This window comes from Streptomyces bathyalis, from assembly GCF_015910445.1.
Classification (GTDB): Bacteria; Actinomycetota; Actinomycetes; order Streptomycetales; family Streptomycetaceae; genus Streptomyces; species Streptomyces bathyalis.
The window spans coordinates 5088909-5112388 of sequence record NZ_CP048882.1; the positions used below are offsets into that span (position 1 = coordinate 5088909).

25 protein-coding genes and 1 pseudogene are annotated in these 23480 nt (G+C 69.9%); 15 read left to right on the top strand and 11 right to left on the bottom strand.

Annotated features, from left to right (window positions below; genetic code table 11):
• The first annotated feature begins 19 nt into the window (after positions 1–19).
• A complete protein-coding gene (locus G4Z16_RS22115) occupies positions 20–346 on the top strand; it encodes a hypothetical protein (RefSeq protein ID WP_197354825.1) in 327 nt (108 codons plus the stop codon).
• Between the two features lie 239 nt (positions 347–585).
• On the opposite strand, the gene G4Z16_RS22120 is transcribed toward G4Z16_RS22115, so the two are convergent.
• Positions 586–1014 (bottom strand): MarR family winged helix-turn-helix transcriptional regulator, encoded by a 429-nt coding sequence (locus G4Z16_RS22120; RefSeq protein WP_197352436.1) that lies wholly within the window; start codon positions 1012–1014, stop codon positions 586–588.
• Positions 1015–1097: 83 nt separating this feature from the next.
• On the opposite strand from G4Z16_RS22120, the gene G4Z16_RS22125 reads away from it, so the two are divergent.
• A complete protein-coding gene (locus G4Z16_RS22125; protein ID WP_197352437.1) occupies positions 1098–1574 on the top strand; it encodes a hypothetical protein in 477 nt (158 codons plus the stop codon).
• 168 nt (positions 1575–1742) lie between these two features.
• On the opposite strand, the gene G4Z16_RS22130 is transcribed toward G4Z16_RS22125, so the two are convergent.
• Positions 1743–2336 carry an isochorismatase family protein gene (locus G4Z16_RS22130; protein WP_197352438.1) on the bottom strand — a complete coding sequence of 198 codons (594 nt, stop codon included), beginning with the start codon at positions 2334–2336 and terminating at the stop codon, positions 1743–1745.
• Between the two features lie 94 nt (positions 2337–2430).
• Entirely contained in the window at positions 2431–3768 is a 1338-nt protein-coding gene (locus G4Z16_RS22135; protein WP_246530991.1) for a nicotinate phosphoribosyltransferase, read from the bottom strand.
• 130 nt (positions 3769–3898) lie between these two features.
• On the opposite strand from G4Z16_RS22135, the gene clpS reads away from it, so the two are divergent.
• From clpS to G4Z16_RS22170, 7 genes are all read left to right on the top strand, one after another.
• Positions 3899–4213, top strand: coding sequence for an ATP-dependent Clp protease adapter ClpS (gene clpS, locus G4Z16_RS22140; protein WP_028436185.1), 315 nt, complete (start codon positions 3899–3901; stop codon positions 4211–4213).
• Positions 4213–4866, top strand: coding sequence for a DUF2017 domain-containing protein (locus G4Z16_RS22145; protein ID WP_197352440.1), 654 nt, complete (start codon positions 4213–4215; stop codon positions 4864–4866). The genes clpS and G4Z16_RS22145 overlap by 1 nt, the downstream gene beginning before the upstream one ends.
• 221 nt (positions 4867–5087) lie before the next feature.
• Positions 5088–6563, top strand: coding sequence for an amino acid permease (locus G4Z16_RS22150; RefSeq protein ID WP_197352441.1), 1476 nt, complete (start codon positions 5088–5090; stop codon positions 6561–6563).
• A 101-nt stretch (positions 6564–6664) separates the two neighbouring features.
• Entirely contained in the window at positions 6665–7102 is a 438-nt protein-coding gene (locus G4Z16_RS22155; protein WP_197352442.1) for a M67 family metallopeptidase, read from the top strand.
• Positions 7103–7230: 128 nt separating this feature from the next.
• Positions 7231–7362 (top strand): putative leader peptide, encoded by a 132-nt coding sequence (locus tag G4Z16_RS22160; protein ID WP_343070883.1) that lies wholly within the window; start codon positions 7231–7233, stop codon positions 7360–7362.
• Positions 7363–7493: 131 nt separating this feature from the next.
• Entirely contained in the window at positions 7494–7802 is a 309-nt protein-coding gene (locus tag G4Z16_RS22165; RefSeq protein ID WP_197352444.1) for a MoaD/ThiS family protein, read from the top strand.
• On the top strand, positions 7802–8752 hold the full coding sequence (locus tag G4Z16_RS22170; protein ID WP_197352445.1) for a PLP-dependent cysteine synthase family protein: 951 nt from the start codon (positions 7802–7804) through the stop codon (positions 8750–8752). The genes G4Z16_RS22165 and G4Z16_RS22170 overlap by 1 nt, the downstream gene beginning before the upstream one ends.
• Positions 8753–8884: 132 nt before the next feature.
• Here the strand turns inward: G4Z16_RS22170 and G4Z16_RS22175 are convergent, their stop codons facing one another.
• Positions 8885–9352, bottom strand: coding sequence for a type II toxin-antitoxin system PemK/MazF family toxin (locus tag G4Z16_RS22175; protein WP_197352446.1), 468 nt, complete (start codon positions 9350–9352; stop codon positions 8885–8887).
• A 164-nt stretch (positions 9353–9516) separates the two neighbouring features.
• On the opposite strand from G4Z16_RS22175, the gene G4Z16_RS22180 reads away from it, so the two are divergent.
• Complete coding sequence (locus tag G4Z16_RS22180; RefSeq protein ID WP_197352447.1) at positions 9517–10278, top strand: MBL fold metallo-hydrolase; 762 nt, start codon at positions 9517–9519, stop codon at positions 10276–10278.
• Between the two features lie 376 nt (positions 10279–10654).
• Here the strand turns inward: G4Z16_RS22180 and G4Z16_RS22185 are convergent.
• Positions 10655–11878 (bottom strand): annotated as a pseudogene (locus tag G4Z16_RS22185) (PTS transporter subunit EIIC); the annotation flags it as partial.
• Positions 11879–12168: 290 nt separating this feature from the next.
• Here G4Z16_RS22185 and G4Z16_RS22190 point away from each other — a divergent pair.
• From G4Z16_RS22190 to G4Z16_RS22200, 3 genes are all read left to right on the top strand, one after another.
• Entirely contained in the window at positions 12169–12402 is a 234-nt protein-coding gene (locus G4Z16_RS22190; protein ID WP_055485160.1) for a PTS sugar transporter subunit IIB, read from the top strand.
• Between the two features lie 121 nt (positions 12403–12523).
• Entirely contained in the window at positions 12524–13249 is a 726-nt protein-coding gene (gene rph, locus G4Z16_RS22195) for a ribonuclease PH (RefSeq protein WP_197352448.1), read from the top strand.
• 170 nt (positions 13250–13419) lie between these two features.
• Positions 13420–13797: a hypothetical protein gene (locus tag G4Z16_RS22200; protein WP_197352449.1), complete on the top strand. Its 378-nt coding sequence runs from the start codon at positions 13420–13422 to the stop codon at positions 13795–13797.
• A 63-nt stretch (positions 13798–13860) separates the two neighbouring features.
• Here the strand turns inward: G4Z16_RS22200 and G4Z16_RS22205 are convergent, their stop codons facing one another.
• Positions 13861–15318 carry a DUF445 domain-containing protein gene (locus G4Z16_RS22205; protein ID WP_197352450.1) on the bottom strand — a complete coding sequence of 486 codons (1458 nt, stop codon included), beginning with the start codon at positions 15316–15318 and terminating at the stop codon, positions 13861–13863.
• Positions 15319–15546: 228 nt separating this feature from the next.
• On the opposite strand from G4Z16_RS22205, the gene G4Z16_RS22210 reads away from it, so the two are divergent.
• Positions 15547–16845: an SGNH/GDSL hydrolase family protein gene (locus G4Z16_RS22210; protein ID WP_197354826.1), complete on the top strand. Its 1299-nt coding sequence runs from the start codon at positions 15547–15549 to the stop codon at positions 16843–16845.
• A gap of 7 nt (positions 16846–16852) precedes the next feature.
• Here the strand turns inward: G4Z16_RS22210 and G4Z16_RS22215 are convergent, their stop codons facing one another.
• The 3 genes from G4Z16_RS22215 to G4Z16_RS32655 all read right to left on the bottom strand — a co-directional run bounded on the left by G4Z16_RS22215 (position 16853) and on the right by G4Z16_RS32655 (position 19675).
• On the bottom strand, positions 16853–17812 hold the full coding sequence (locus G4Z16_RS22215) for an ABC transporter ATP-binding protein (RefSeq protein WP_197352451.1): 960 nt from the start codon (positions 17810–17812) through the stop codon (positions 16853–16855).
• Between the two features lie 95 nt (positions 17813–17907).
• Positions 17908–18672, bottom strand: coding sequence for an ABC transporter permease (locus G4Z16_RS22220; protein WP_246531345.1), 765 nt, complete (start codon positions 18670–18672; stop codon positions 17908–17910).
• A 193-nt stretch (positions 18673–18865) separates the two neighbouring features.
• A complete protein-coding gene (locus G4Z16_RS32655) occupies positions 18866–19675 on the bottom strand; it encodes an ABC transporter permease (RefSeq protein ID WP_246530992.1) in 810 nt (269 codons plus the stop codon).
• Positions 19676–19937: 262 nt separating this feature from the next.
• On the opposite strand from G4Z16_RS32655, the gene G4Z16_RS22225 reads away from it, so the two are divergent.
• Positions 19938–22235, top strand: coding sequence for a transglycosylase domain-containing protein (locus G4Z16_RS22225; protein WP_246530993.1), 2298 nt, complete (start codon positions 19938–19940; stop codon positions 22233–22235).
• Between the two features lie 322 nt (positions 22236–22557).
• Here G4Z16_RS22225 and G4Z16_RS22230 read toward each other — a convergent pair whose 3' ends face one another.
• Both G4Z16_RS22230 and G4Z16_RS22235 read right to left on the bottom strand, forming a co-directional pair.
• Positions 22558–22890 carry a GroES family chaperonin gene (locus G4Z16_RS22230; protein ID WP_197354827.1) on the bottom strand — a complete coding sequence of 111 codons (333 nt, stop codon included), beginning with the start codon at positions 22888–22890 and terminating at the stop codon, positions 22558–22560.
• An 85-nt stretch (positions 22891–22975) separates the two neighbouring features.
• The gene (locus tag G4Z16_RS22235; RefSeq protein ID WP_197352454.1) at positions 22976–23299 is read right to left on the bottom strand and encodes a DUF3618 domain-containing protein; all 324 of its coding nucleotides are present in this window, start codon (positions 23297–23299) and stop codon (positions 22976–22978) included.
• Positions 23300–23480: the final 181 nt, after the last annotated feature.

Below are 23480 nucleotides of genomic sequence, written 5' to 3' on the forward strand. Positions count from 1 at the left end.
CGGCCCGTACGACGGCCTCATGCCGCAGCGGCGAAGCTGGTCGGCCCATGCTGACGAGGCGCACACGGTGCGTGCCGTCACGGCGGTCAGGCACTGCGACGAGCCGCGTGTGCGCGTCCTCGTCCACTCCGTCAACCGTGCCCGCGCCCTGACCCGGCTGCGGAACCTGGGCATGCGGGCGGTCTACCTGAGGGGCAACGCGGAGCCGCCGACAGCCGACGAGGTCACGGCCGTGCTGCACCACCCGGACGGGCTGGTGTGGCGTACGACGCCGGGCGACGACCGCGAGGCATGGCACCCCATCGAGTCCCTCCTGAGGCCCTCGGACCGGGTGCGCACCGGCTAGTGACCTGAGTCGGAGATTCGTTGGCAGTGTGCGGCAACTCTTTCGAGGAACTCACGCCAGGGAACCGGAGCCTCTCGGGGCGGTAAGCGCCGGGGGCTCGCCGCCGGTCCTGGCCTCGGCGCTGCGCGCTGCCAAGGACGTCACCATGTCCGAGACCCGTGCCGCAGGCGCCGCGGTCCGCCTCGCCCGCGGAGACTCCGCAGACCAAACGGCGTTCGGTCCTCGTACGCGGAAACGGGCTATCCGATCAGTTTCCGCAACACGCGTGCCAGCTCGGTGCGTTCGGCTTCGGTCAGCGCGGAGAAGCATTCGCGGTTCAGCTCCTCGACGACGGGATAGGCCCTCTTCAGCAACTTGCGCCCGGCGTCGGTCAGTTCGAGCTGTGCCGCGCGTCCGGGGCCGGCGTCGCTCCGGGAGACCAGTCCGGTTTCGATGAGGCGGCTCAGGGATTCGCTCATGCTCTGCGGCGTGATCATGACGCGGCGCGCCAGTTCGCCCTGGCTGATGCCCGGGTCGTGCGCCAGCGTCGCCAGCGTGCTGAATTGGCGTGGATTGATGCCCTGGACCCTGAGTGCTTCGTGCCAGGGGCGTGAGAGCTGATCCACACAACGCACGAGCAGGTACCCGAGCTGCGAGTCGGGATCGAGGGGGACGAACGGCTGACTCATGGGACCGATCATTGCACCATCAGGAACCTGATACTGTGGAGGTGTCAGGTTCCTGATGGTCCCCTCGTCGTGCGGAGGATGCGATGACGCGCATACGCCAGAAATGGCTGACTCTCACCGCGGTCCTCGGGCTCGCGTACTGGTTCTTCGGCAACCTCTACGAGGCGATCGTCATCTCGCCGAACTGGGTCGTGGACAGCGGCGCACAGTTGACACGGCTCAACGGATTCTTCGTCAACACCGATCCGACCCTCTTCTTCATCCCGCTGACCCTGCTGGCGACCGTCCTGGTCTGGGTGCTCCACCTGGTCAACCGGGACAGCGAACTCAGGGTTCACTACCGCAAGGCGAGCCTGTTCGCGCTGGCGCTGACCGCGCTCAACATCCTCAGCGTCACGACGCTGATCACCAAGCTCTTCGGCGCCGACTACCTGTCGTACGAAGACGAGTTGAGCACCTACGCCTGGCGGTGGAACGTCCTCAACGTGATCAGAATGCTGCTGACCGCGGCGACGGCCTTCCACCTCTTCGGCGCCTTCAGGAAGCTCGACAGGCAGTGAACAGCCGCACCTCGCGGCGAGGCGCCCCGTCCCCCATGAGACCGCGGCCCGCCTGTGAGCCGGCCGCAGGGCTGCCCGCGCCGCCGACGACAGGCCACCGCCGCCGACGACAGGCGACATACGGGCGGAGCAGGGCCGAGGCCGCTGGGTGCCGCGGGGTGGCCGCGCTCACGCCTCCCGGAGGACCGGTGCGCCCGACAGATGAATCCCGGCGTCACGCATCTCGTCGAGCGCAGCCTGCGTGGTGGCGGGCGCGACGCCGGCGGTGAGGTTCAGCAGGACCTGTGTGCGGAAGCCCTCGGAGGCGGCGTCCAGCGCGGTCGCACGCACGCAGTGGTCGGTGGCGATGCCGACCACGTCGACCTGGTCCACCTTGCGCTCCCGGAGCCAGTCCGTGAGCGGCGTGCCGTTCTCGTCGGTGCCCTCGAAGCCGCTGTATGCGGCGCAGTACGAGCCCTTGCTGAAGACCGCGTCGATCGCGCCGGCGGCGACGGCGGGTGCGAAGTTCGGGTGGAAGCCGATGCCTTCGGTGCCGGCGATGCAGTGCGGCGGCCAGGTGCGCTCGAAGTCGGGGTTGTCGGCGAAGTGGTCGCCCGGCTCGATGTGGTGGTCCCGGGTGGCGACCACGTGGTTGTACCCGGCGGAGGCGTCGCCGATGAGATCGGTGATGGCGGCGGCGACGTCCGACCCGCCGCTGACCCCGAGGCTTCCCCCTTCACAGAAATCGTTCTGCACGTCTACGACGATCAGTGCCCGGTGCATTGGAGATGCCTTTCGGGGGTGGGGGGGTTGGTGCGGGGCGTCGGCACGACCCTAGAGAATCCGCAGCCTCCGTGGGAGGTCCCACGCAGACCTGTCACACGTACTCCGTCGGCAACACCGGCTCGCCGCGTGAGAGTTGCATGGCGGACATCGGCAGGCCGGCGAGGGCCCGGGTGTGGCGCTCGCGCGCGGCGTCGAGCGGCTCGCGGGCGACGGTCTCCCCGCCGCGGACGAGCGGCACGTGGAGCTGATGCTCCCTCAGCTCCTCGGGCACCGGCCCGGTGCCCACGACCTCGGCCGCCGCGACGCCGTCCTCGTCGGGCCGGCGTGCCGCCCACTTCGCTCCCCCCGCGGAGGACTTGCCGCCCATCGACTTCTTCGCGACGGCCAGCATCGGCGCGTCCGGCCCGTCCGACGCGGCGCGTGCGACGAGCTTGTAGACCATCGCGCAGGTGGGGTGGCCGCTGCCGGTCACCAGCTGGGTGCCCACCCCGTAGGCGTCGACCGGTGCCGCGGCGAGCGAGGCGATGGCGTACTCGTCCAGGTCGCTGGTGACCACGATCCGGGTGCCGCTCGCGCCCAGTTCATCCAGCTGGTGGCGCACCCGGTGTGCGAGCAGCAGCAGGTCGCCCGAATCGATGCGTACCGCGCCCAGTCCGGGTCCTGCGATCTCGACGGCGCTGCGCACCGCTTCCGCGACGTCGTAGGTGTCGACGAGCAGCGTCGTGCCGCTTCCGAACGAGTCCACCTGCGCCGTGAAGGCGTCCCGCTCGCTGTCGTGCAGCAGCGTGAACGAGTGCGCGCTGGTCCCGACGGTGGGGATGTCGTACCGGAAACCGGCCGCGAGGTCCGAGGTCGAGGCGAAGCCGCCGAGATAGGCGGCGCGGGAGGCCGCGACGGCCGACAGCTCGTGGGTGCGCCGCGCGCCCATCTCCATCAGCGGGCGTCCGCCCGCGGCGACGGCCATACGGGAGGCGGCGGCGGCGACCGCCGAGTCGTGGTTGAGGATCGAGAGGATGACCGTCTCCAGCAGCACGCTCTCGGCGAAGGTGCCCTCCACGCGCATCACGGGGGAGCCGGGGAAGTACACCTCGCCCTCGGGGTAGCCGGCGATGTCGCCGCTGAAGCGGTAGCCGGACAGCCAGTCGAGGGTGGGCTCGTCGACTATTCCCCGCTCGCGCAGGTAGTCGAGGACCTGGTCGTCGAACCGGAAGTTCTCCACGGCGTCCAGTACGCGGCCGGTTCCCGCGACGACCCCGTACCTCCTGCCCTCGGGCAGCCGCCGCGCGAACACCTCGAAGACGCAACGCCGTTCGGCCGTTCCGGCGCGCAGCGCGGCCTGGAGCATGGTGAGTTCGTACTGATCGGTGAAGAGCGCCGTCGACGGCACGGCCACCGGCAGTCCCCTGTCCACGGTCGCCTGTCGATTCACTGGTACTGACTCCTCGCGTCGGCGAGCCCCCTGGGGGAGGGGCGGGGCAGCATCGAGCGTACAACACATCTCGTCAGTGTGACGATATCGGCTGTGGCCGTTTGGCCACCCGACACCTCTGAGTGGCAGCATGGGACCCGTGAGTGTTGCCCCCACTGAGATCGAACGCCCCGAGTCTGCCGAGGCGCCCCTCGAGGTGCCCGAGCCCGACGTCCCCTGGGCGACGATCGTGCACAACGACCCGGTCAACCTCATGAGCTACGTGACCTACGTCTTCCAGAGCTACTTCGGCTATCCGAAGGACAAGGCGAAGAAGCTGATGATGGACGTCCACCACAAGGGCCGGGCTGTGGTCTCCACCGGCAGCCGCGAGGAGATGGAGCGCGACGTGCAGGCGATGCACGGCTACGGACTGTGGGCCACCCTGCAGCAGGACCGCGGCTGATGGCCGGCCACTTCGAAGCCACAGGTGACGGCGGCGCCGCCATCGCCCTGGACGAGGTCGAGATCTCGATCCTGCGCAGCCTCGCAGTCCAGCTGCTGGAGTTGATCGGTCCGGGCGACCAGCCCGCCGACGGGGCGGAGGACCCGCTCATCGCCATCCTCTCCGACGGGCCGAGCGAGCCGCCCTCCGACCCGGCACTGGCCAGGCTCTTTCCCGACGCCTACGGCGACGGCCCCGACGCGGTGCCCGGCGAGGGGAACGCGGAGGAGCGCCGTGCCTCCGCCGAGTTCCGCCGCTTCACCGAGAACGAACTGCGCGCCCGCAAGCGCGAGGACGGACTCGCGATCGTCCGTGCGCTGGACTCCCTCACCCCCGACCCTCCCCCTGGGCCCGGCGGGCCCGGGAGGTCCTCCCAGGGGTCCGACGGCAGCGCGGGCGCGGTGCTCACGCTCAAGCCCGAGGAGTCCAAGCAGTGGCTGGGCGCGCTGAACGACCTGCGGCTGGCCATCGGCACGCGCCTCGAGGTCAGTGACGACGACGACAGCAGCGAGCTGTACGCACTGCCCGACGAGGACCCCCGCAAGCCGATGGTGATGGCCTATCTGTGGCTGGGCGGGCTGCAGGAGACGCTCGTCGAGACGCTGCTCCCTTGAGCAGCGGCCCCGCGGCCTTCCCCCGTACGTCTTTCCTGCCCCGGCGGCGCCGTCCCCTGAACGGATGGCATCTGGCCGCCGGCGGCTTCCCGCGACCGTCGCGCCCGTCCCGCGCGGACATGATGAGGGCTCGGTTCCGAAAGGTTCCGGAACACCCCTGAACATCCGTCATGTCCCGGTGCGCGCAAGCTGCTTGCGCCGGCACGGAGAAAGGCGCATCCATGGCCTCCGAGCAGGTCGACGACCGCGGCGCCCCGCGCGGCGGCATCACGGAAACAACGACCGGCACCGCGGCCCCTCCGGAGGAGGGATACCGGCGCGGTCTCGGCAGCCGCCAGATCCAGATGATCGCCATCGGCGGCGCGATCGGCACCGGCCTCTTCCTCGGCGCGGGCAAGGCCATCACCAAGGCCGGGCCCAGCCTGATCCTCGCCTACGCGGTGGCCGGGACCGTCATCTTCTTCATCATGCGGGCGCTGGGCGAACTGCTCATGTACCGGCCGGTCTCCGGCTCCTTCTCCGAGTACGCGCGGGAGTTCCTGGGGCCCTTCTTCGGGTTCGCCACCGGCTGGACGTACTGGCTCTTCTGGGTCGTCACCGGCATCACCGAGGTCACCGCGGCCGCCACCTACGTGCAGTACTGGTGGCCCGCCGTTCCGCAGTGGGTCTCCGCGCTCGTCTTCACGCTCGTCCTGTACTGCGCGAATCTGATCTCGGTGAAGATCTTCGGCGAGCTGGAGTTCTGGTTCTCGATGATCAAGGTCACCGCCATCATCGGCATGATCCTCATCGGCGTCGGCGTCCTCACTCTCGGCTTCTCCGACGCCGGCGACACCGCGTCCATGACCCTGCTGTGGGCGGACGGCGGCTTCTTCCCCAAGGGGATCGGCGGAACGCTGATGACGCTCCAGATCGTGATGTTCTCCTTCCTCGCCGTCGAACTCGTCGGCGTCACGGCGGGGGAGTCCGTGAACCCGGAGAAGACGCTGCCCCGTGCCGTCAACACCGTCCCCTGGCGCATCGCGCTCTTCTACGTCGGCGCGCTCCTCGTGATCCTCTCGGTGGTGTCCTGGACGGCGTTCGAACCCGGCACGAGCCCGTTCGTGGCGGCCTTCGGCAAGATCGGCCTGCCGGCGGGCGCGGCCATCGTCAACTTCGTCGTGCTCACGGCGGCGCTCTCCTCGTGCAACTCCGGCATGTACTCGACGGGCAGGATGCTGCGCGACCTGGCGATGAACAGGCAGGGGCCGAAGCTCTTCACCCGGCTCACCGCCAACGGGCTGCCGCTGCTGGGCACCAGCGTCTCCGCGGCGCTGATGACGGTCGGCGTCTGGATCAACTACCAGTGGCCCTCGAAGGCGTTCGACTACGTCGTCGCCTTCGCCACCATCTCCGGCATGTGGGCGTGGATCATGATCCTCGCCGCGCACATCCGCTACCGCCGCGCCGCGGACCGCGGGCGTCTGCCGCAGTCCTCCTTCAAGGCGCCGTGCGCCCCGTACGCGAGCTGGATCTCGCTGGCATTCATCGGCTCGGTGGTGGTGCTGATGGGCTTCGATCCCGACTCCCGGGTCTCGCTCTACGGGGCACCGGTGTGGGCGGCGGGTCTCGTCGTCGCGTACTTCGTGCTCAAGGCGCGCGACCCGGACACCTTCCGGCGCGAGGAGACCGCGACGAAGGGCAACCGGCGGCCATGACCGGGCTCTGACCTGCGGAAGTCCGACCCGGTCGCATCCCGCGAAGGCCCCGGTCCGACGCCCCCGGCGGCGCACCGGGGCCGCCGCATATCCTTCCGGGCATGCTGACCATCACCCAGGAGCTGCACGACAAGATCGTCGCTCACGCCCGCAAGGACCATCCGGACGAGGCGTGCGGAGTCATCGCGGGTCCCGCGGGAGAGGGCCGCCCGGAGCGCTTCATCCCGATGCTGAACGCTGCCCGCTCGCCGACGTTCTACGAGTTCGACTCGGGCGATCTGCTGCGGCTCTACCGCGAGATGGACGACAAGGACGAGGAGCCGGTCGTCATCTACCACTCGCACACCGCCACCGAGGCGTACCCCTCGCGCACGGACATCAGCTACGCCAACGAGCCGGGCGCCCACTACGTGCTCGTCTCCACCGCGGAGTGCGGCAACGACGAAGGCCCCTTCTCCTTCCGGTCGTTCCGCATCGTGGACGGCGAGGTCACCGAGGAAGAGGTCGAGGTCGTGGACGGCCAGGAACCGCCCGCCTGAACCCGCGGTGGAATCCGGGCAGGGGGATTCCCGCAGGTCAAGCATGGAACGACGTCATATGAGACGGTTCGGTCCACATCATGGAATCAAGGTCGGGTCATCGGACCGGGAATCGTTACGATGAGCCCATGGTTGTCCACGACGTGAGAGCTTCTTCGACGCTCCGGAGCACGCTGCTCGTCGGACGCCTGCACGTCGATCTGTGCCGTCTCGCCAGCGCGCTGGGGGCGACCCGGCGCCGCGCGCACGTCCGCGTCTGATCCGGTGCCCCGGCCCGCAGCGGCCGGCATGCACGGACACGGCGGCCGGACCGCCGCCACCGCCCGCCCCGCCGAGGGGCCCACCACGTCCGCCACACCGCCCTGCCCGCCTTCCATCCACAGGAGCTTCCATGGCCATCGAGGTCCGCATCCCGACCATCCTCCGTACCTACACCGACGGCGAGAAGTCCGTCACGGGGGAGGGCGACACGCTCAAGGAGCTCTTCGACGACCTGGAGAGCCGCCACGCGGGCATCCAGGGCCGCCTCGTCGACGGTGGTGAGCTGCGCCGCTTCGTGAACGTCTATCTCAACGACGAGGACGTGCGCTTCCTCGACGGCATCAGCACGAAGCTCAGCGACGGCGACAACGTGACGATCCTCCCCGCGGTGGCGGGCGGCGCGGGCACACACATGCGCGTCCGCATGGGAACCCGCTGATGCGCTACGACTCCCCGGTCCAGGCGGTCGGCGACACCCCGCTGGTGCGGCTCCCGCGGCTCTCGCCGTCGGAGGACGTGCGCATCTGGGCGAAGCTGGAGGACCGCAACCCGACGGGCTCCGTCAAGGACCGGCCGGCCCTCTACATGGTCGAACAGGCCGAGAAGGAAGGCCGGTTGACACCGGGCTGCACCATCCTGGAGCCGACCTCCGGCAACACCGGGATCTCGCTGGCGATGGCGGCACGCCTCAAGGGCTACCGCATCGTGTGCGTGATGCCGGAGAACACCAGTGAGGAGCGGCGGCAGCTGCTCGGCATGTGGGGAGCCGAGATCATCTCCTCACCGGCGGCAGGCGGTTCGAACACCGCCGTGCGCGTTGCCAAGGAGCTGGCCGATCAGAACCCGGACTGGGTGATGCTCTACCAGTACGGCAACCCCGCCAACTCCGCGGCCCACTACACCACCACCGGCCCCGAGATCCTCGCCGACCTGCCCTCCGTCACCCACTTCGTGGCGGGCCTGGGCACCACCGGCACGCTGATGGGCGCCGGCCGCTATCTGCGCGAACAGCGCCCCGGCGTGCAGATCATCGCCGCCGAACCGCGCTACGACGACCTGGTCTACGGGCTGCGCAACCTCGACGAGGGATTCGTGCCCGAGCTGTACGACGAGTCCGTGCTCACCGGGCGGTTCTCGGTCGGCTCCGAGGACGCGGTGCGCCGCACCCGCGAACTCCTCGCGGAGGAGGGCATCTTCGCCGGAGTCTCCTCAGGCGCTGCGCTGCACGCGGCCGCGGGCGTCGCACGCAAGGCCCAACGGGCGGGCGAGAGCGCCGACATCGTCTTCGTCGTCGCCGACGGTGGCTGGAAGTACCTCTCCACCGGCATCTACACGGCGGAGACCACCGATGCGGCGGTCGAGGCGCTCCAGGGCCAGCTCTGGGCCTGAGGGCCGTTCGTGCGCCGGCCGGGCGGCCGTGACGGCCGCGGGGTCAACTCCGGTCGGCGCAGGGCGGATTGATGCGCATGCGCGGTCCGCGATGGCTCGTGCCGCCGTCCCGGTTGTCCTCTGTGGTCCGGGTCACGTCTCGCCGGACAGGTGGCGCACCTGCACCCAGATGTCCTGGTCGACCTCGCCGGCCCGCCGCCCGAACTCGCTCAGCTCCACGTCCCATGCCGCGTCGGCATCCGTGCACAGTGCAGTCACCCGGCCCGCGGCGTCGGCGACGGTCCCCGGAGGCAGAGCCAGCTTCGCCCCGGCCGACTCCGGCAGGCGGTACTCGCCCTCGCGGGACGGCCGTTCCGCACTGATACGCGCGACGCGGGCCCTGTCGATGCGTACTGCAAGGACCAGCACGAGCAGCGGCTCACGCGTCCACCAGATCTCCCCGGGGCGCGGTCCACGGTCGGGCAGCGAGCTGTTCCGAGGCGCGAGGTCGCCGCGGAGGCGGCGAAAGGGACGGCCGAGCCGCGCACCCCCGTCGATCAGCGCCGCCACAAGTGACAGGGCCACGACGGCACCCAGGGCCAGCCACCACCAAGTGTCCATGCCCGCCTCGCCTCCCGGACCTCCGCGCGGCATTACCGCACAGATTGCCGACCGTACCCCGCGCTGGTGATTCCGCCCACACCAGCGCGCTCTTGAGGCCAAACGCGGCACCCAGCGGCTTACGCTCGAAAAACCCCACAGCCGCCAACGGAGGTCCCCGCTTCATGAAGCTCACCGTCGTCGGCTGCTCCGGGTCGTTCCCTTCTGCGGAGTCGGCCTGTTCGAGCTACCTGGTCGAGGCCGAGGGCTACCGGCTGCTCCTCGACATGGGGAACGGCGCACTCGGCGAGCTCCAGCGCTACAGCGGCCTCTACGACCTGGACGCCATCGCGCTCAGCCACCTCCACCCCGACCACTGCATCGACATGTGCGGCTATTTCGTGGCGCGCTACTACCGCCACGAGGGGGGACGTTGCGGGCCGATCCCCGTCTACGGACCGCGGGACACCGAGCGGCGCCTGACCGTCGCGTACGGGGACACACCGTCCGACTCCGCGATGAGCGAGGTCTTCGACTTCCGCACGCTGACGCGGGGCGGCTCCTTCGAGCTGGGCCCCTTCACCGTCCGCACGGAGGAGGTCCGGCACCCTGTCGAGTCCTACGCGTTCCGGGTCACCCACCGGGAAAGCGGCAAGGTGCTCGCCTACTCGGGTGACACGGGGACCTGCGGCTCGCTCGTCGAGCTGGCGCAGGGCGCGGACATCTTCCTGTGTGAGGCGTCCTTCACCGACGGCAAGGAAGCCATCCCCGACCTGCATCTCAACGGCCGCGAGGCGGGGGATTGCGCGCAGTCGGCCGGGGTGGAGCGCCTCGTCCTCACGCACGTACCGCCGTGGACCGACGCGAAGGTCAATCTCCGGGACGCGAAGGACGTCTTCGAGGGCCCCGTGGAGCTGGCCAGGCCCGGCGCGGTCTACGAGCTGTAGCGGCGCCGCGGAGCCCCGGCCCTCTCCGGCGGGCCATTGCCGCCACGCGGCACCGCGCCCACTGCCTGTGGGCAGTGGGCGCGGTGGTCACTCTCCGGTCGTGCGTCGGCGGTCAGATCTCGGCGCGCGTGCCCTCCTGGTCCTCGTCCCCGTCGTCCCGGCCGCGCCGGGCGTTCTGGGGCTGGGCACCCTGTGCGGGCCGGGCGTCCGGGGTGGTGTTCCGGGGTGCCTTGCCCATGGAGACGGGCCGCTCGTGCTTGTCGATGGCCTTGTCGGTGGCCGTTTCCGCGACGGCGACGGGCATGTCGCCGCCGACCTGGCCCTTGTTGGTCGTCCGTTCCCGCTCCCGTTCCCGCTGCCGCTCCTGTTCCTCGGGTTCGGGCGCCTCGCGGCCGGGCGTGGGCAGGTCGAACTTGATGATCGCGAAGCGGAAGACGGCGTAGTAGATCACCGCGAAGCCAAGGCCCACGAGCATCAGGCCCCACGGGTTGGTGGCGATGCCGAGGTTCAGCATGAAGTCGATCGCGCCGGCCGAGAAGCCGAAGCCGTCCTTCATGCCCAGGGCCCACACCAGGGCCATCGAGATGCCGGTCAGCACCGCGTGGATCGCGTACAGCACGGGCGCGATGAACATGAACGAGAACTCGATGGGCTCCGTCACGCCCGTGATGAAGGCGGTGAGTGCGAGGGAGATCATCAGGCCGCCCACGACCTTGCGCCGTTCGGGTCGTGCGCAGTGGTACATCGCCAGGCACGCCGCGGGCAGCGCGAACATCATGATCGGGAAGAACCCGGTCATGAACTGGCCGGCGCTGGGGTCGCCCGCGAGGAAGCGCGCGATGTCGCCGTGCTGGCCCTTGTACGAGCCGGCCTGGAACCACGGGAAGGAGTTGAGCAGGTGGTGCATGCCGATCGGGATGAGGGCCCGGTTGGCGACGCCGTAGACACCGGCTCCCGCGGCTCCCGACCCGACGAGCCAGGCGCCGAAGTCGTGCAGCCCGGTGCCCAGCACCGGCCAGATGTAGCCGAAGATCACGCCGATGAAGAGGCCGGCGAAGGCCGAGAGGATCGGCACGAGCCGGCGGCCGCTGAAGAAGCCCAGCCAGTCGGGGAGCTTCTTGCGGTAGTAGCGCTGGTAGAGGAGGGCGACGACGATGCCGATCACCACGCCGCCGAGCACACCGGCGTCCACGGGTGGTGCGGCGGTGCCGACCTTCCCGTCGATGACCTTCTCGACCGGGGGCAGATTGCCGTCCTTGAAGGCCCCCAGCACGTTCTTGAAGACCAGATAGCCCACGACCGCCGCCAGGGCCGTCGATCCGTCCGACTTGCGGGCGAATCCCACGGCGATGCCTACGGCGAACAGCAGCGGCATGTTGTCGATCAGTGCGCCGCCGCCCTTGGCGAGGAACTGGGCGATGCGGTTGATGGAGTCCGGGAAGTTCGGGCGGCCGAGCATGTCGGGCTGGCCGAGCCGGACCATGAGTGCGGCCGCGGGCAGTGTGGCGATGGGGAGCATGAGGCTGCGGCCGATGCGTTGGGCTACAGCCATCGCACCCGAGCCCCGGCCCGTCCCTCGGGCTTCGGTAGCCGTGGTCATCAGCTTCCTCCAGTGGACTGCGGGAGGTCGGACCGTGCGGAGCAGACCCCGTGAATGGTTTAGACCTCTTGTAGCACGAGTGCAGCAGCGCGGAAAGCGCAGTTTGCTGTTGTAAGGGCGCATATGTACCCGGCGAAACGGGGAGTGTCTCCCCCTGGCTCCACCGGGGAATGCCCCCACGCCGGACCGTAAGAGGCGAAGGCCGCCAATTGGCCCATACTGGTGTAAACCGCGGTCGGCCGGGGTGCGTGCGCGGCACGTGAGGCGGCGCCGGAGAGCAGGAGAAAGACATGAGCAGCAAGGCCGAAAAGATCGTCGCCGGGCTCGGCGGACTCGACAACATCTCCGAGATCGAGGGCTGCATCACGCGTCTCCGCACCGAGGTCGCGGATGCCGCGCTCGTCGACGAGGCGGCTCTGCGGGCCGCCGGCGCGCACGGCGTCGTGAAGATGGGGTCGGCCATACAGATCGTCATCGGCACCGACGCCGACCCGATCGCCGTCGAGATCGAGGACATGATGTGACGCACTGCTGCCAGGCCGGCGCGGCCGTGACTCTCCGGCCCGCCGGTGCCGCGGATGCCTGGAAGTGTGAACGGACTGTGGGCTGAACGGGCGTTCAGACGCGAGGGCTTAGGCTCGCACCATGACTCGTATCGACGGCCGTACGGCTGACCAGTTGCGTCCCATCACCATCGACCGCGGCTGGAGCAAGCACGCCGAGGGATCCGTTCTGATCAGCTTCGGCGACACCCGGGTGCTGTGCACCGCCAGCGTCACGGAGGGTGTGCCCCGCTGGCGAAAGGGCAGCGGCAAGGGCTGGGTCACGGCCGAGTACGCGATGCTGCCGCGCTCCACGAACACCCGCGGCGACCGCGAGTCCGTACGCGGCAAGATCGGTGGCCGCACCCATGAGATCTCCCGCCTGATCGGGCGCACGCTGCGCGCTGTCGTGGACTACAAGGCCCTCGGGGAGAACACCGTGGTGCTCGACTGCGACGTCCTCCAGGCCGACGGCGGCACCCGCACCGCCGCGATCACGGGCGCCTATGTCGCACTGGCCGATGCCGTCGCGTGGGCGCAGGAGAAGAAAATCATCAAGAGCAAGGCCCAGCCGCTGACGGGCACGGTCGCCGCCGTCAGCGTCGGCATCGTCGACGGGAAGCCGCTGCTGGACCTCTGCTACGAGGAAGACGTGCGCGCCGAGACCGACATGAACGTCGTCTGCACCGGCGACGGGAACTTCGTCGAGGTCCAAGGCACCGCCGAGGGCGAGCCGTTCGCGCGCGAGCAGCTGAACGAACTGCTGGATCTGTCCGTCCAGGGATGCGCGCAGCTCGACGGGGCCCAGCGGAAGGCGCTCGCCGGCTGACGGCAGGGGGCCGCAGCCGCGGTCGCCGTGGACGTTCCAGGGGGCCGAACCCGCAGCGCACGAGGGGCGGTTCGAGTCAGGGAACTTTGCGTATGCTTTACACGTCTGAAGAGGTACGGGCCGCGCGGGTCATACCGCGCGGCCCGTCCACTGACTAGGAAGAGGTTCCTGTGCGTCGTTCTCCCGTGCTCCCCGTCCTCGGCACCGTCGCGCTCGCCGCCACCGTTCTGACAGGGTGCAGCGCGGTGGACAAGGCAGTCAGCTGCGCCAACACGGCTGTCACCGTCGCCGACGCGGCCAACGATCTCCAGAAGGCCGTCTCCGGCGCGTCCGAGGACCCGGCTCAGGCCAAGGAGTCGATAGACCGCATCGACAAGAACCTCAAGAAGATCGACGAGAACACGGGCGACGCCGACGTCAACAAGGCCGTCGACCACATGAACACCGCGGTGGAGGACGCGCAGAAGGCCGTCGACGCCGGGCGCGAGCCCGATGTGCGTCCGGTCGGCAAGGCGGCCGACGAGTTGACCAAGGTCTGCACGGGCTGACCGCCGGCTGCCGCAGGGCGGCCGTGCGTCACGGCCGCCCCCTCGCCCTCGATCGGTGACCGCTCACCGCGTGACGACGTTCACCAGCGCGTAGATCGCAAGTCCCGCCAGGGATCCGACGACTGTGCCGTTGAGACGGATGAACTGAAGATCGCGCCCGATGTGCGCCTCGATCTTCTTCGACGTGTGGTCGGCGTCCCAGCTCGCGACCGTCTCCGTGATCAAAGACGTCACCTCGTCGCGGTACGTGGTGACGACGTACACCGCGGCGTCCTCGATCCAGCCGTCGATCTTGCCCCGCAGGCGGCCGTCCGAGGCCATCCGCTGCCCCAGCGACAGCAGCGAGGCCCTTGCCCGCACGCGCAGTTCGCTGCGTTCGTCCTCCGCCGCCGCGACGATCATCGAGCGCACCGCGTTCCAGGCCGAGGAGATGAGGTCCTGCACCTCTCCGCGGCCGAGCACGTCGCTCTTGAGCCGCTCCACGCGCGCCCGCGTCTGCGGATCCGAACGCAGGTCCGTCGCGAAGTCCGTCAGGAAGCGGTCGATCGCACCGCGCGCCGGGTGCTCCGGCATGTCCCGCATCTCCGTCACGAACCGCAGAAGCTCCCGGTATACGCGGTCGCCCACGCGGCGGTCGACGAAGCGGGGCGTCCAGCCCGGCGCGCCGCCGGTGACGGCCTCGACCACCGAGTCGCTGTGCACCTCCAGCCACTGTGCCGCCCGCCCGCACACCAGATCCACCACGCGCCGGTGCCCCTGGTCCGCCACGACCCGCTCCAGCATCGAACCCAGCCCGGGCGCGATCTCCTGAGCGTCGGCGCGGCGCGTGATGGCCTCGCCCACCACGGCCTGCACATCCGAGTCGCGCAGGACGGCGAGGGCGCCGCGCAGCGCCGTCGACAGTTCCGAGGTGACCCGGTCCGTGTGCTCCGGCTGCGCGAGCCACGCGCCGAGGCGGCCGGCGATGCCGACGGCCTTCAGCCGGGACCGTACGACGTCGCCGGAGAGGAAGTTCTCCCCGACGAACTCCCCGAGTGTGTGCCCGAATTGGTCCTTCTTGGTGGGAATGATGGCGGTGTGGGGGATCGGCAGCCCGAGTGGGTGACGGAAGAGCGCCGTCACCGCGAACCAGTCCGCCAGCGCGCCGACCATGCCCGCCTCGGCGGCGGCCGCGACGTAGCCCGTCCAGGTGCCCGCGCCCTCGTGCTGCGCCCACTTCGCCAGTACGAACACCACCGCCATCAGCAGCAACGCGGCCGTCGCGATGGTCTTCATCCGGCGCACGCCGCGGCGCCGCTCCTCGTCGGCCGCGGTGAAGGTACCCAGGGGGCCCGGATTGGGGGGCCGTTGGCGGCCGCCGGAACCCGCGGCGCCGCCCGAGTTCGAACTGCCGCTGCCTGGACGGCCGTTCGGGCCCGGATCCGGGCCCGGGCCCGCGGCCCGTGCCGCCGTCCCGCCTGTGATCGGCCTCACTCCGCCCGCGCCTGCGGCGGCGACGTCGCCCGCTTTTGCCTGATCCATCCACTCCACCGTTCGGCCTGTCCCCCCTACAGTGTCCCAAGGTGCCTGACAGGTGGAACGAAGCCCGGACATACGGCGTCTGTCATTGCGGACGGCCACCGGGTCGTCCCCGGCCTGGCCGCCCCCCGGGGACAGGGCCATGCCGCGATCGTGGGATCATTTGACCGCGACCACTCGGAGCCTCGGGCTCCGCCTGCCCGAGGAGATACACCGAGCGTGACCAGAAACATGGGTTATGCCTTGCTCGCCGGTCTGGCGGCGATCGTCGTGCTTGTGTCCACCGCTGTCTTCATCGGCGTGGGCGGTGACGACGGCAGTCTCGACGGCATCACGCAGGGCACCCGTGACGACGCGGCGCCCGCCTCCTCGGGCAACTGGGTCGGCACCTGGTCGGCACCCGCTGTGGCTGCCGAGCCCAACACCCCTGACGGCTACGCCAAGATGTCGATACGTAACGTCGTCCACACCTCGGTGGGCGGGTCCGGCGCACGTATCACCCTCTCCAACCTCTACGGCACCAAGCCGCTCACCATCACCCACGCGACGCTCGCCCTCGCCGCCGCGCCCAGCAACCCCACCGCGGCCACGGGCACGATGCGCCGGCTGACCTTCGGCAACTCCCGCACGGTGACGATCCCTCCGGGGCGCAAGGCCGTCAGCGACGCGGTGCGGCTCAACGTCCCGCACGCCGCGGACCTGCTCGTCACCACCTACTCCCCGAAGCCCTCCGGGCCGGTGACGTACCACCCCTACGCGCGTCAGACGAGCTACGTGGCGCAGGGCGACAAGGCCGAGGAGACCTCGGGCACGGCCTTCACCCAGCAGAGCCCGTACTGGCGCCACCTGACCGCCGTCGATGTGTGGACCAATCAGACGCGGGGCGCGGTCGCCGTGCTCGGCGACTCCATCACCGACGGCATCACCTCCAGCCCCGGCGCCAACCGCCGCTGGACGGACTTCCTCGCCGAACGTCTGCGCACGGAACGGGACGCGCCCCGGTACAGCGTCGTCAACGGCGGCATCAGCGGTAACCGTGTCCTGGTCGACGGGCCCCGCTACTCGCCCAACAACGGCCCCAGCGGCCTGACCCGCATGCAGCGCGACGTGCTCTCCTGTTCCGGTGTCAGGGCCGTCGTCATCGAGATGGGCCTCAACGACATCATCAAGCCGCCCCGGCAGAACAGGCCTGACCGGATCGTCGACGGCCTGCGGAAGCTGGTGAAGTACGCGCACGCCCGCGGCCTTCGCGTCGTCGGCGGCACCCTCACACCCTTCGGCGGCCACCGCGGCTACGAACGGCAGCTGGATGTGATCCGGCAGCAGGTGAACGAGGAGATCCGCTCCGGCAAGGTCTTCGACGAGGTGGTCGACTTCGACGCCGCGCTGCGCGACCCGGCCGACCCCAACCGCCTGCGCCCCGCGTACGACTCCGGCGACCACCTGCACCCGAGCGACAACGGATACCGGGCGATGGCCGAGGCGCTGGACCTGAAGCTGCTCAGGGGCACCTCGCCCGCCCGGACGTAGGTACCGGTCAACTCGCCCCGTACATACGGGAGATGACGTCCTCGATGTCCGGCTCCCGCACGGACAGATCCACCAGCGGATAGCCGTCCGCGATCCGCGAGACGATCGGGGCGGCGCTCGCCGACGCGGGGAAGGCGAGCCACTGCCGGGGGCCCTCCGTCCGCACCGTGCGGGCCCCCTCGATCCCCTCGATCGGCGGCAGTTCGCGCTCCAGATCCACCACCAGCGTCCGTTCGCTCTCGCCGACCTCGTGCAGGCCCGCCAGCGCACCGTCGTACATCAGACGACCGTGGTCGATGACCATCACGCGCTTGCACAGCTGCTCGATGTCGGTGAGGTCGTGCGTGGTCAGCAGGACGGTCGTGCCGTGTGCGGCGTTGATGTCGCTCAGGAAGCGGCGCACCGTCGACTTGCTGACGACGTCCAGCCCGATCGTCGGCTCGTCCAGATACAGCACGTCCGGGTCGTGCAGCAGCGCGGCCGTGATGTCGCCGCGCATCCGCTGCCCCAACGACAGCTGCCGCACCGGGACTTCGAGCAGATCGCCCAGATCCAGCAGCTCCACGCACCGCTCCAGGTTCTCGCGGTAGCGGGTCTCGGGGATGCGGTACATGCGGCGCACGAGGGAGTAGGAGTCGCGCAGCGGCAGATCCCACCACAGGGTCGTGCGCTGCCCGAAGACGACGCCGATGCGCCGCGCCAGCCTGGTGCGTTCACGGGCGGGATCGATGCCGGCGACGCGCAGCCGCCCGCCGCTGGGGGTGAGGATGCCGGTGAGCATCTTGATCGTCGTCGACTTCCCCGCGCCGTTCGGGCCGATGTAGCCGACCATCTCGCCCCGCGCGATGTTGAAGGAGATCCCGTCGACGGCACGCACCTCCTGCCGCTCGCGCCGCAGCCTTCCCGTCCTCCTGCGCACTTGGAAGACCTTCTCCAGGTCCTCCAGCACGATGAAGTCGCCGTCCATCGCCTCCGGTTCCCCTCCCGCTCGTCCTGCCGGTGCTGTCCGTCCGCTGCCCGGCCCCGCTCGTCCGGTGGTTCCGTCCCGTGTTCCGTGATGCCTCAGCTGCCCGTGCTGCGGTACGCCCGCAGGCCCGCACGCCAGGCCAGGCCGGCCAGGACGCAGCAGGCCGCCGCCACCGCCGGTCCCGCGAAGTCCACCCATCCCGGCAGACGCAGCGGATCGTCGCGGCCCAACAGCCGCAGTACAGGCAGCCAGTTGATGAAGGCCAGCGGGATCACGAACGTCACCCCGCGCACCATGTCCTTGGCGAAGACCGTCGGCGGGTACTGGAGCAGCGTCGCGCCGCCGTACGTGAAGGAGTTCTGCACCTCCGCGGCGTCCTGCGCGACGAACTGGAAGGCGCCGCCCACGACGAACACCGAGCCGAAGATCGCCGTTCCGCTCAGCACGGTCACCGCCAGCAGCAGCGGCGTCCACGCGCCGCCCGCCAGCTGCACACCGCTCAGCGCCCACCCCAGGACCAGCACGCTCTGGCCGATGCGGCCCAGCCGCCGCAGCGCGAACCGGTCCGCGGCGACCTGCGCCAGCGCAGGCACGGGCCGCACCAGGATCGTGTCCATCGTCCCGTCGCGCACCCGCGTGCCGATGCGGTCGAAGGACCCCAGCAGCAGGTCGGCCAGGCCGAGGGACGCCGCGGAGGTGCCGTACAGCAGGGCGACCTCGTGGAGCGTGAACCCGCCGAGGACCTCCACATGCGAGAACATGATCATGATGGCGACGAAGTCGAGCGCCGACATCGCGAAGTTGCCGACGGCCATCATCACGAACGACGCCCTGTAGGCCATCGTGGAGCGCACCCACATCACCGCGATGAAGCAGTACGCCCGCAGGCCCCAGCCCAGCCGGGCCAGGGGACCCTCGGCTTCCGGGCCGTCCGCGTCACCGGCGGGCTTCCTGGCGGGACCGCCGGTGACGTACGCACCGGCCTCGCGCGGGCCAGTGACGCCCGCATGCGGATCCGTGACGCCCGTCCGCGCACCGCCGCTCAGCGTCGGCTCAGCCACCCTGGACCACCACCTTCCGCGTGGCGAGCGACTGCAGCGCCCTGCCCGCCCCCAGCAGCACCACGGCCCACAGCGCCTGGAACGCGAAGGCCGACAGCACCCCTGCCCCCTCGTACTCGCCCAGCAGCACATCCACCGGGACCTGCATGGTCGCCGCCCACGGCAGCAGACGCGCCACCTCGCCGAAGGCGCCCGGGAAGACGGTCAGGGGGAGCAGCATCCCCGAGAAGAACATGCTCATCAGCGTGCTCAGCATGTTCAGCCCCGTACCGTCGAGCAGCCAGAAGGCACTCAGCGCGAACAGGTAGCGCAGCGCGAAGCCCGTGACGATGCCGAGCGTGACCGACGCGAGGAAGGCCAGCCACGCCAACGGCGATACGGGCAGGGCCAGTTCGAAGTAGAACGCCCCGAAGACCACGGGCGCGACGCCACGGGCCAGCAGATGGAAGCCCGCCCGGCCGAGATCGGCCGCCAGCCACCACAGCTGAAGATCCGCGGGGCGGTAGAGATCGACGGCGACGTCTCCCGTGCGGATGCGCTCCTGCAGCTCCTCCTGGAAGCCGCCGCCGATCAGCGCCGCCGCGGAGAGCATCGCCTGGCCCATCCATACGAAGGTCAGTGCCTGTGACTCGTCGTAACCGCCCAGGTGCGGCCGCTCGCTCCACAGTGCCGTGAAGGTGAAGGCGAGGATGAAGCCGAAGACGGTGTTGGTGAAGACCCCGGCCGCCGTCGCGACCCGGTACGTGGAGTATCGGCGGAAACTGCCCGCCGCCACGGCGAAATAGACGCCTCGCAGGCGCATCCTTTTGAAGCCTTTCTCCGTCTATCCCAGTAGGGCTTCTTCGTGGCTTTCTCACGATTGGGAAACGAAGGAGCCTAGCTCACGCGGGAAGCGGGCAGCCAACGATTATTCGCGTGCACGGTCAAGGGGCCGTGGCACGTACAGTGACGGGGCCGCGCTCGTGTACGACCGACCCCGGTGAGCTGGACGATCGAGCAGGCGCGCTTACGAGATGGGCGTTATGACCGGATCGCCCGAATTCGGACGAGGGGTCCCAGAAGAGATGAGCGACGAGCCGAAAGCAACGGGGAGCGCCCGCACCAGCAGGACCGGCTTCCGCCGGTTCGTGCCGACGTGGCGCTGGGTGCTGGGCGGGTCGATGCTCGTACTCGTCCTCGCCTGCGGCGTGCTCGTGGCCGGCTACCTCCTGGTGAGCATCCCCCCGGCGAACAAGGCCGCCGCCGCCCAGACCAACGTCTTCCTCTACTCCGACGGCTCGCAGATCGCCCGCGACGGCGAGATCAACAGGGAGAACATCAACCTCGCGCAGGTCCCCAAGAGCGTGCAGGAGGCCGTCCTGGCCGCCGAGGACCGCGAGTTCTACCAGGAATCCGCGATCGACCCCAAGGCCATGCTCCGCGCCGGCTGGAACATGGTCACCGGCGGCGGGAAGCAGTCCGGCTCGACGATCACGCAGCAGTACGTCAAGAACTACTACCTCAACCAGGACCAGACCCTCACGCGCAAGGCGAAAGAGTTCTTCATCGCGCTGAAGCTGGACAACGAGGTCAGCAAGACCGACATCCTCGAGGGCTACCTCAACACCAGCTACTTCGGCCGCAACGCATACGGCATACAGGCGGCCGCCCAGGCCTACTACGCCAAGGACGTCGACGAACTCAGCACCTCCGAGGGCGCCTACCTCGCCGCCCTCGTCAACTCGCCCAACGCATACGACACCCAGGCGCACCCCGAGAACCGCAAACGGGCCGTCGCCCGCTGGCACTACGTGCTCGACGGCATGGTCAAGAAGAGCTGGATCACCAGGTCCGAACGGGACGCGTTCAAGTTCCCCGAGCCCGGCCGCGACAAGCCCGCGACCGGCATGTCCGGCCAGCGCGGCTACCTCGTCGAAGCCGTCAAGAACTACCTGATCAGCAACGAGATCATCGACGAGCGCCGCCTGGCGGCCGGCGGCTTCCGCATCACCACCACGCTCGACCCGAAGCGGCAGAAGGCCATGGGCAAGGCCGTCGAGAAACGGCTGATGTCCAAGCTCAAGAAGGACCGCAAGGTCGACAAGTACGTGCGCGCGGGCGGCACTTCGGTCGACCCCAAGACCGGGAAGATCGTCGCCATGTACGGCGGCATCGACTACACCAAGCAGTACGTCAACAACGCCACACGCCGCGACTACCAGGTCGGCTCCACCTTCAAGCCGTTCATCTTCACCTCGGCCCTGGAGAACAACTCCAAGACCCAGGACGGCCGCAGCATCACCGCCGGCACCATCTACGACGGCACGAACAAACGCGAAGTCATCAGCGACGGCAACGGCACCGACTACGCGCCCGAGAACGAGGACAAGAAGTCCTACGGCCAGATCCCCGTCTCCCAGGCCATGAACAAGTCGGTCAACTCCGTCTTCGCGCAGATGGGCGTCGACGTCGGCCCCAAGAAGGTCAAGCGCACCGCCATCGACCTCGGCCTCCCCGAGAAGACCCCCAACATGCCCGAGGACGGCTCGATCGCCCTCGGCGTCGCCACCGCCTCCACCACCGACATGGCCGAGGCCTACGCCACGCTCGCCAACCACGGGAAGCGCGGCCACTACAGCCTCGTCGAGAAGGCCACGCACGGCGGCGAAGTCATCGAACTGCCCGACCGCGACGTCTCCGAACAGGTCGAGCGCAGCGCCGCCGACTCCACAACCGCAGTACTGCGCAAGGTCGTTCAGGGCGGCACTGGCACCGCCGCCCAGAGCGCGGGACGCCCCGCGGCCGGCAAGACCGGCACCGCGGAGGAGGACAAGGCGGCCTGGTTCGCGGGCTACACCCCCGAACTCGCCACCGTCATCAGCGTGATGGGGCAGAACTCCGAGACCGGCGTCCAGAAGTCCCTCTACGGGGCCGCCGGACTCGAACGCGTCAACGGCGGCGGCTTCCCCGCCGAGATCTGGGGCGACTACACGAAGGCCGCCCTCAAGGGGCAGCCGATCCGCGACTTCGACCTCAAGACCGGAGGCGACGCCGACATCCCCGGTACGAAGCCCCCGGGCAGCGGCGACCCCAGCGCACCGCCCACGGGTCCCACGTCGGAGCCGCCGACCACCGGGCCCACGACGCCGCCCACCGACCCCGGCACGCCCAGCATCCCGCCCACCGGTCCGCCCACGGACCCGGGGACGCCCCCGACGGGCGGCGAGATCGGAGGCGACATCGACGGCCAGAACGGCGGCGACAACACGGGCACCTCGGGCGGTCCCGGCGACGGGGGCGGCTGGCAGGGCGGCAACACGACAGGACAGCCCGCATCCGCCGCCCGCATCGCGGAATCGGGCGAGGAGTGGGAAGGCGGCTGACGGCGCGGGCCGGTCCGGTGAGTGCGGGGATCGCGGGTGCGCCGCGGTCGGTGCGTGCCTGTGCGTGCCGGTGCGCCCGAAGGGGCGGTCCGGTACCGGGACACGCGCAACGCTGACGGTGGAGGACGGCCCGCGCGTCAGCCTCGATCGAGGGGCCGGCGAGTGGGAGCTGCCGACGGCGGGAGGTCCTGGACCTCACCGCGTCACGGACAGAGCCCCGTCACGGACGGAACCCCGTCACGGACAGAGCCCCGTCACGGACGGAACCCCGTCACGGACAGAACCCCGTCACGGACAGAACCCAGTCACAAACAGAACCGCGTCACAGATAGAGCCCCGTCGAATCGTCGGAGCCCTGAAGCCGCTCCGACGCCACCGCGTGCAGATCGCGCTCCCGGATCAGCACGTACGCCACGCCCCGCACCTCGACCTCGGCCCTGTCCTCCGGGTCGTAGAGCACGCGGTCACCGGGCTCGACCGTACGGACGTTCTGCCCGACCGCCACCACCTCGGCCCACGACAGCCGGCGGCCCATCGCCGCCGTCGCGGGAATCACGATCCCGCCCGACGAACGCCGCTCGCCCTCCTCGATGTCCGTACGGACCAGCACACGGTCGTGCAGCATCCGGATCGGCAGCTTGTCGTGGTGCGCCATGCCCGCGCCCGCGCCGGACTTCGAGCCGGGGGCCGCATGGTCGGTAGACGTTTCGGAACTCACGGCTAGACCGTATCCCAGGGCCTCAGCGGTGACGCCGACGAGCCGACAGTGCGAACAGCCCGCCCACGACGACCACGGCCACGACGGCCACCGGCACCACCCGCTCCAGACGCGGCGAGCCCTTCTCGTCGACGAACTTCGACCGCACGTCGGCGACCGCCCGGTTGGCCGCGACGTACGCGCGGCCCGCGGTGCGGTCCACCGCCGCGGCGGCCTTCGCCTTCGCGTCCCCCGCGATCGTCCTGGGGTGCACGCGCACGGCGATCTCATCGAGCGTCGCGGCCAGTTCACGCCGCCTGCTGATGATGTCCGCCTCGATGTCCGCGGGAGTCCTGCCTTGTGGCACCGCGCGCCTCCGTCGATCGATCCGTCGCTCATACGTCGTCATACGCCGTTCACCCGGCCAACCACGGCCCGGTTCCCGTCAGTCGGCCGCCCCGGTACGGGCACGGTCGCGTTCGTCGCGTCCGCTGTCGTCCGCGTTCCCCGGACCGGCCACGCGAACTCGCCCCGCACGGACCGGCGAC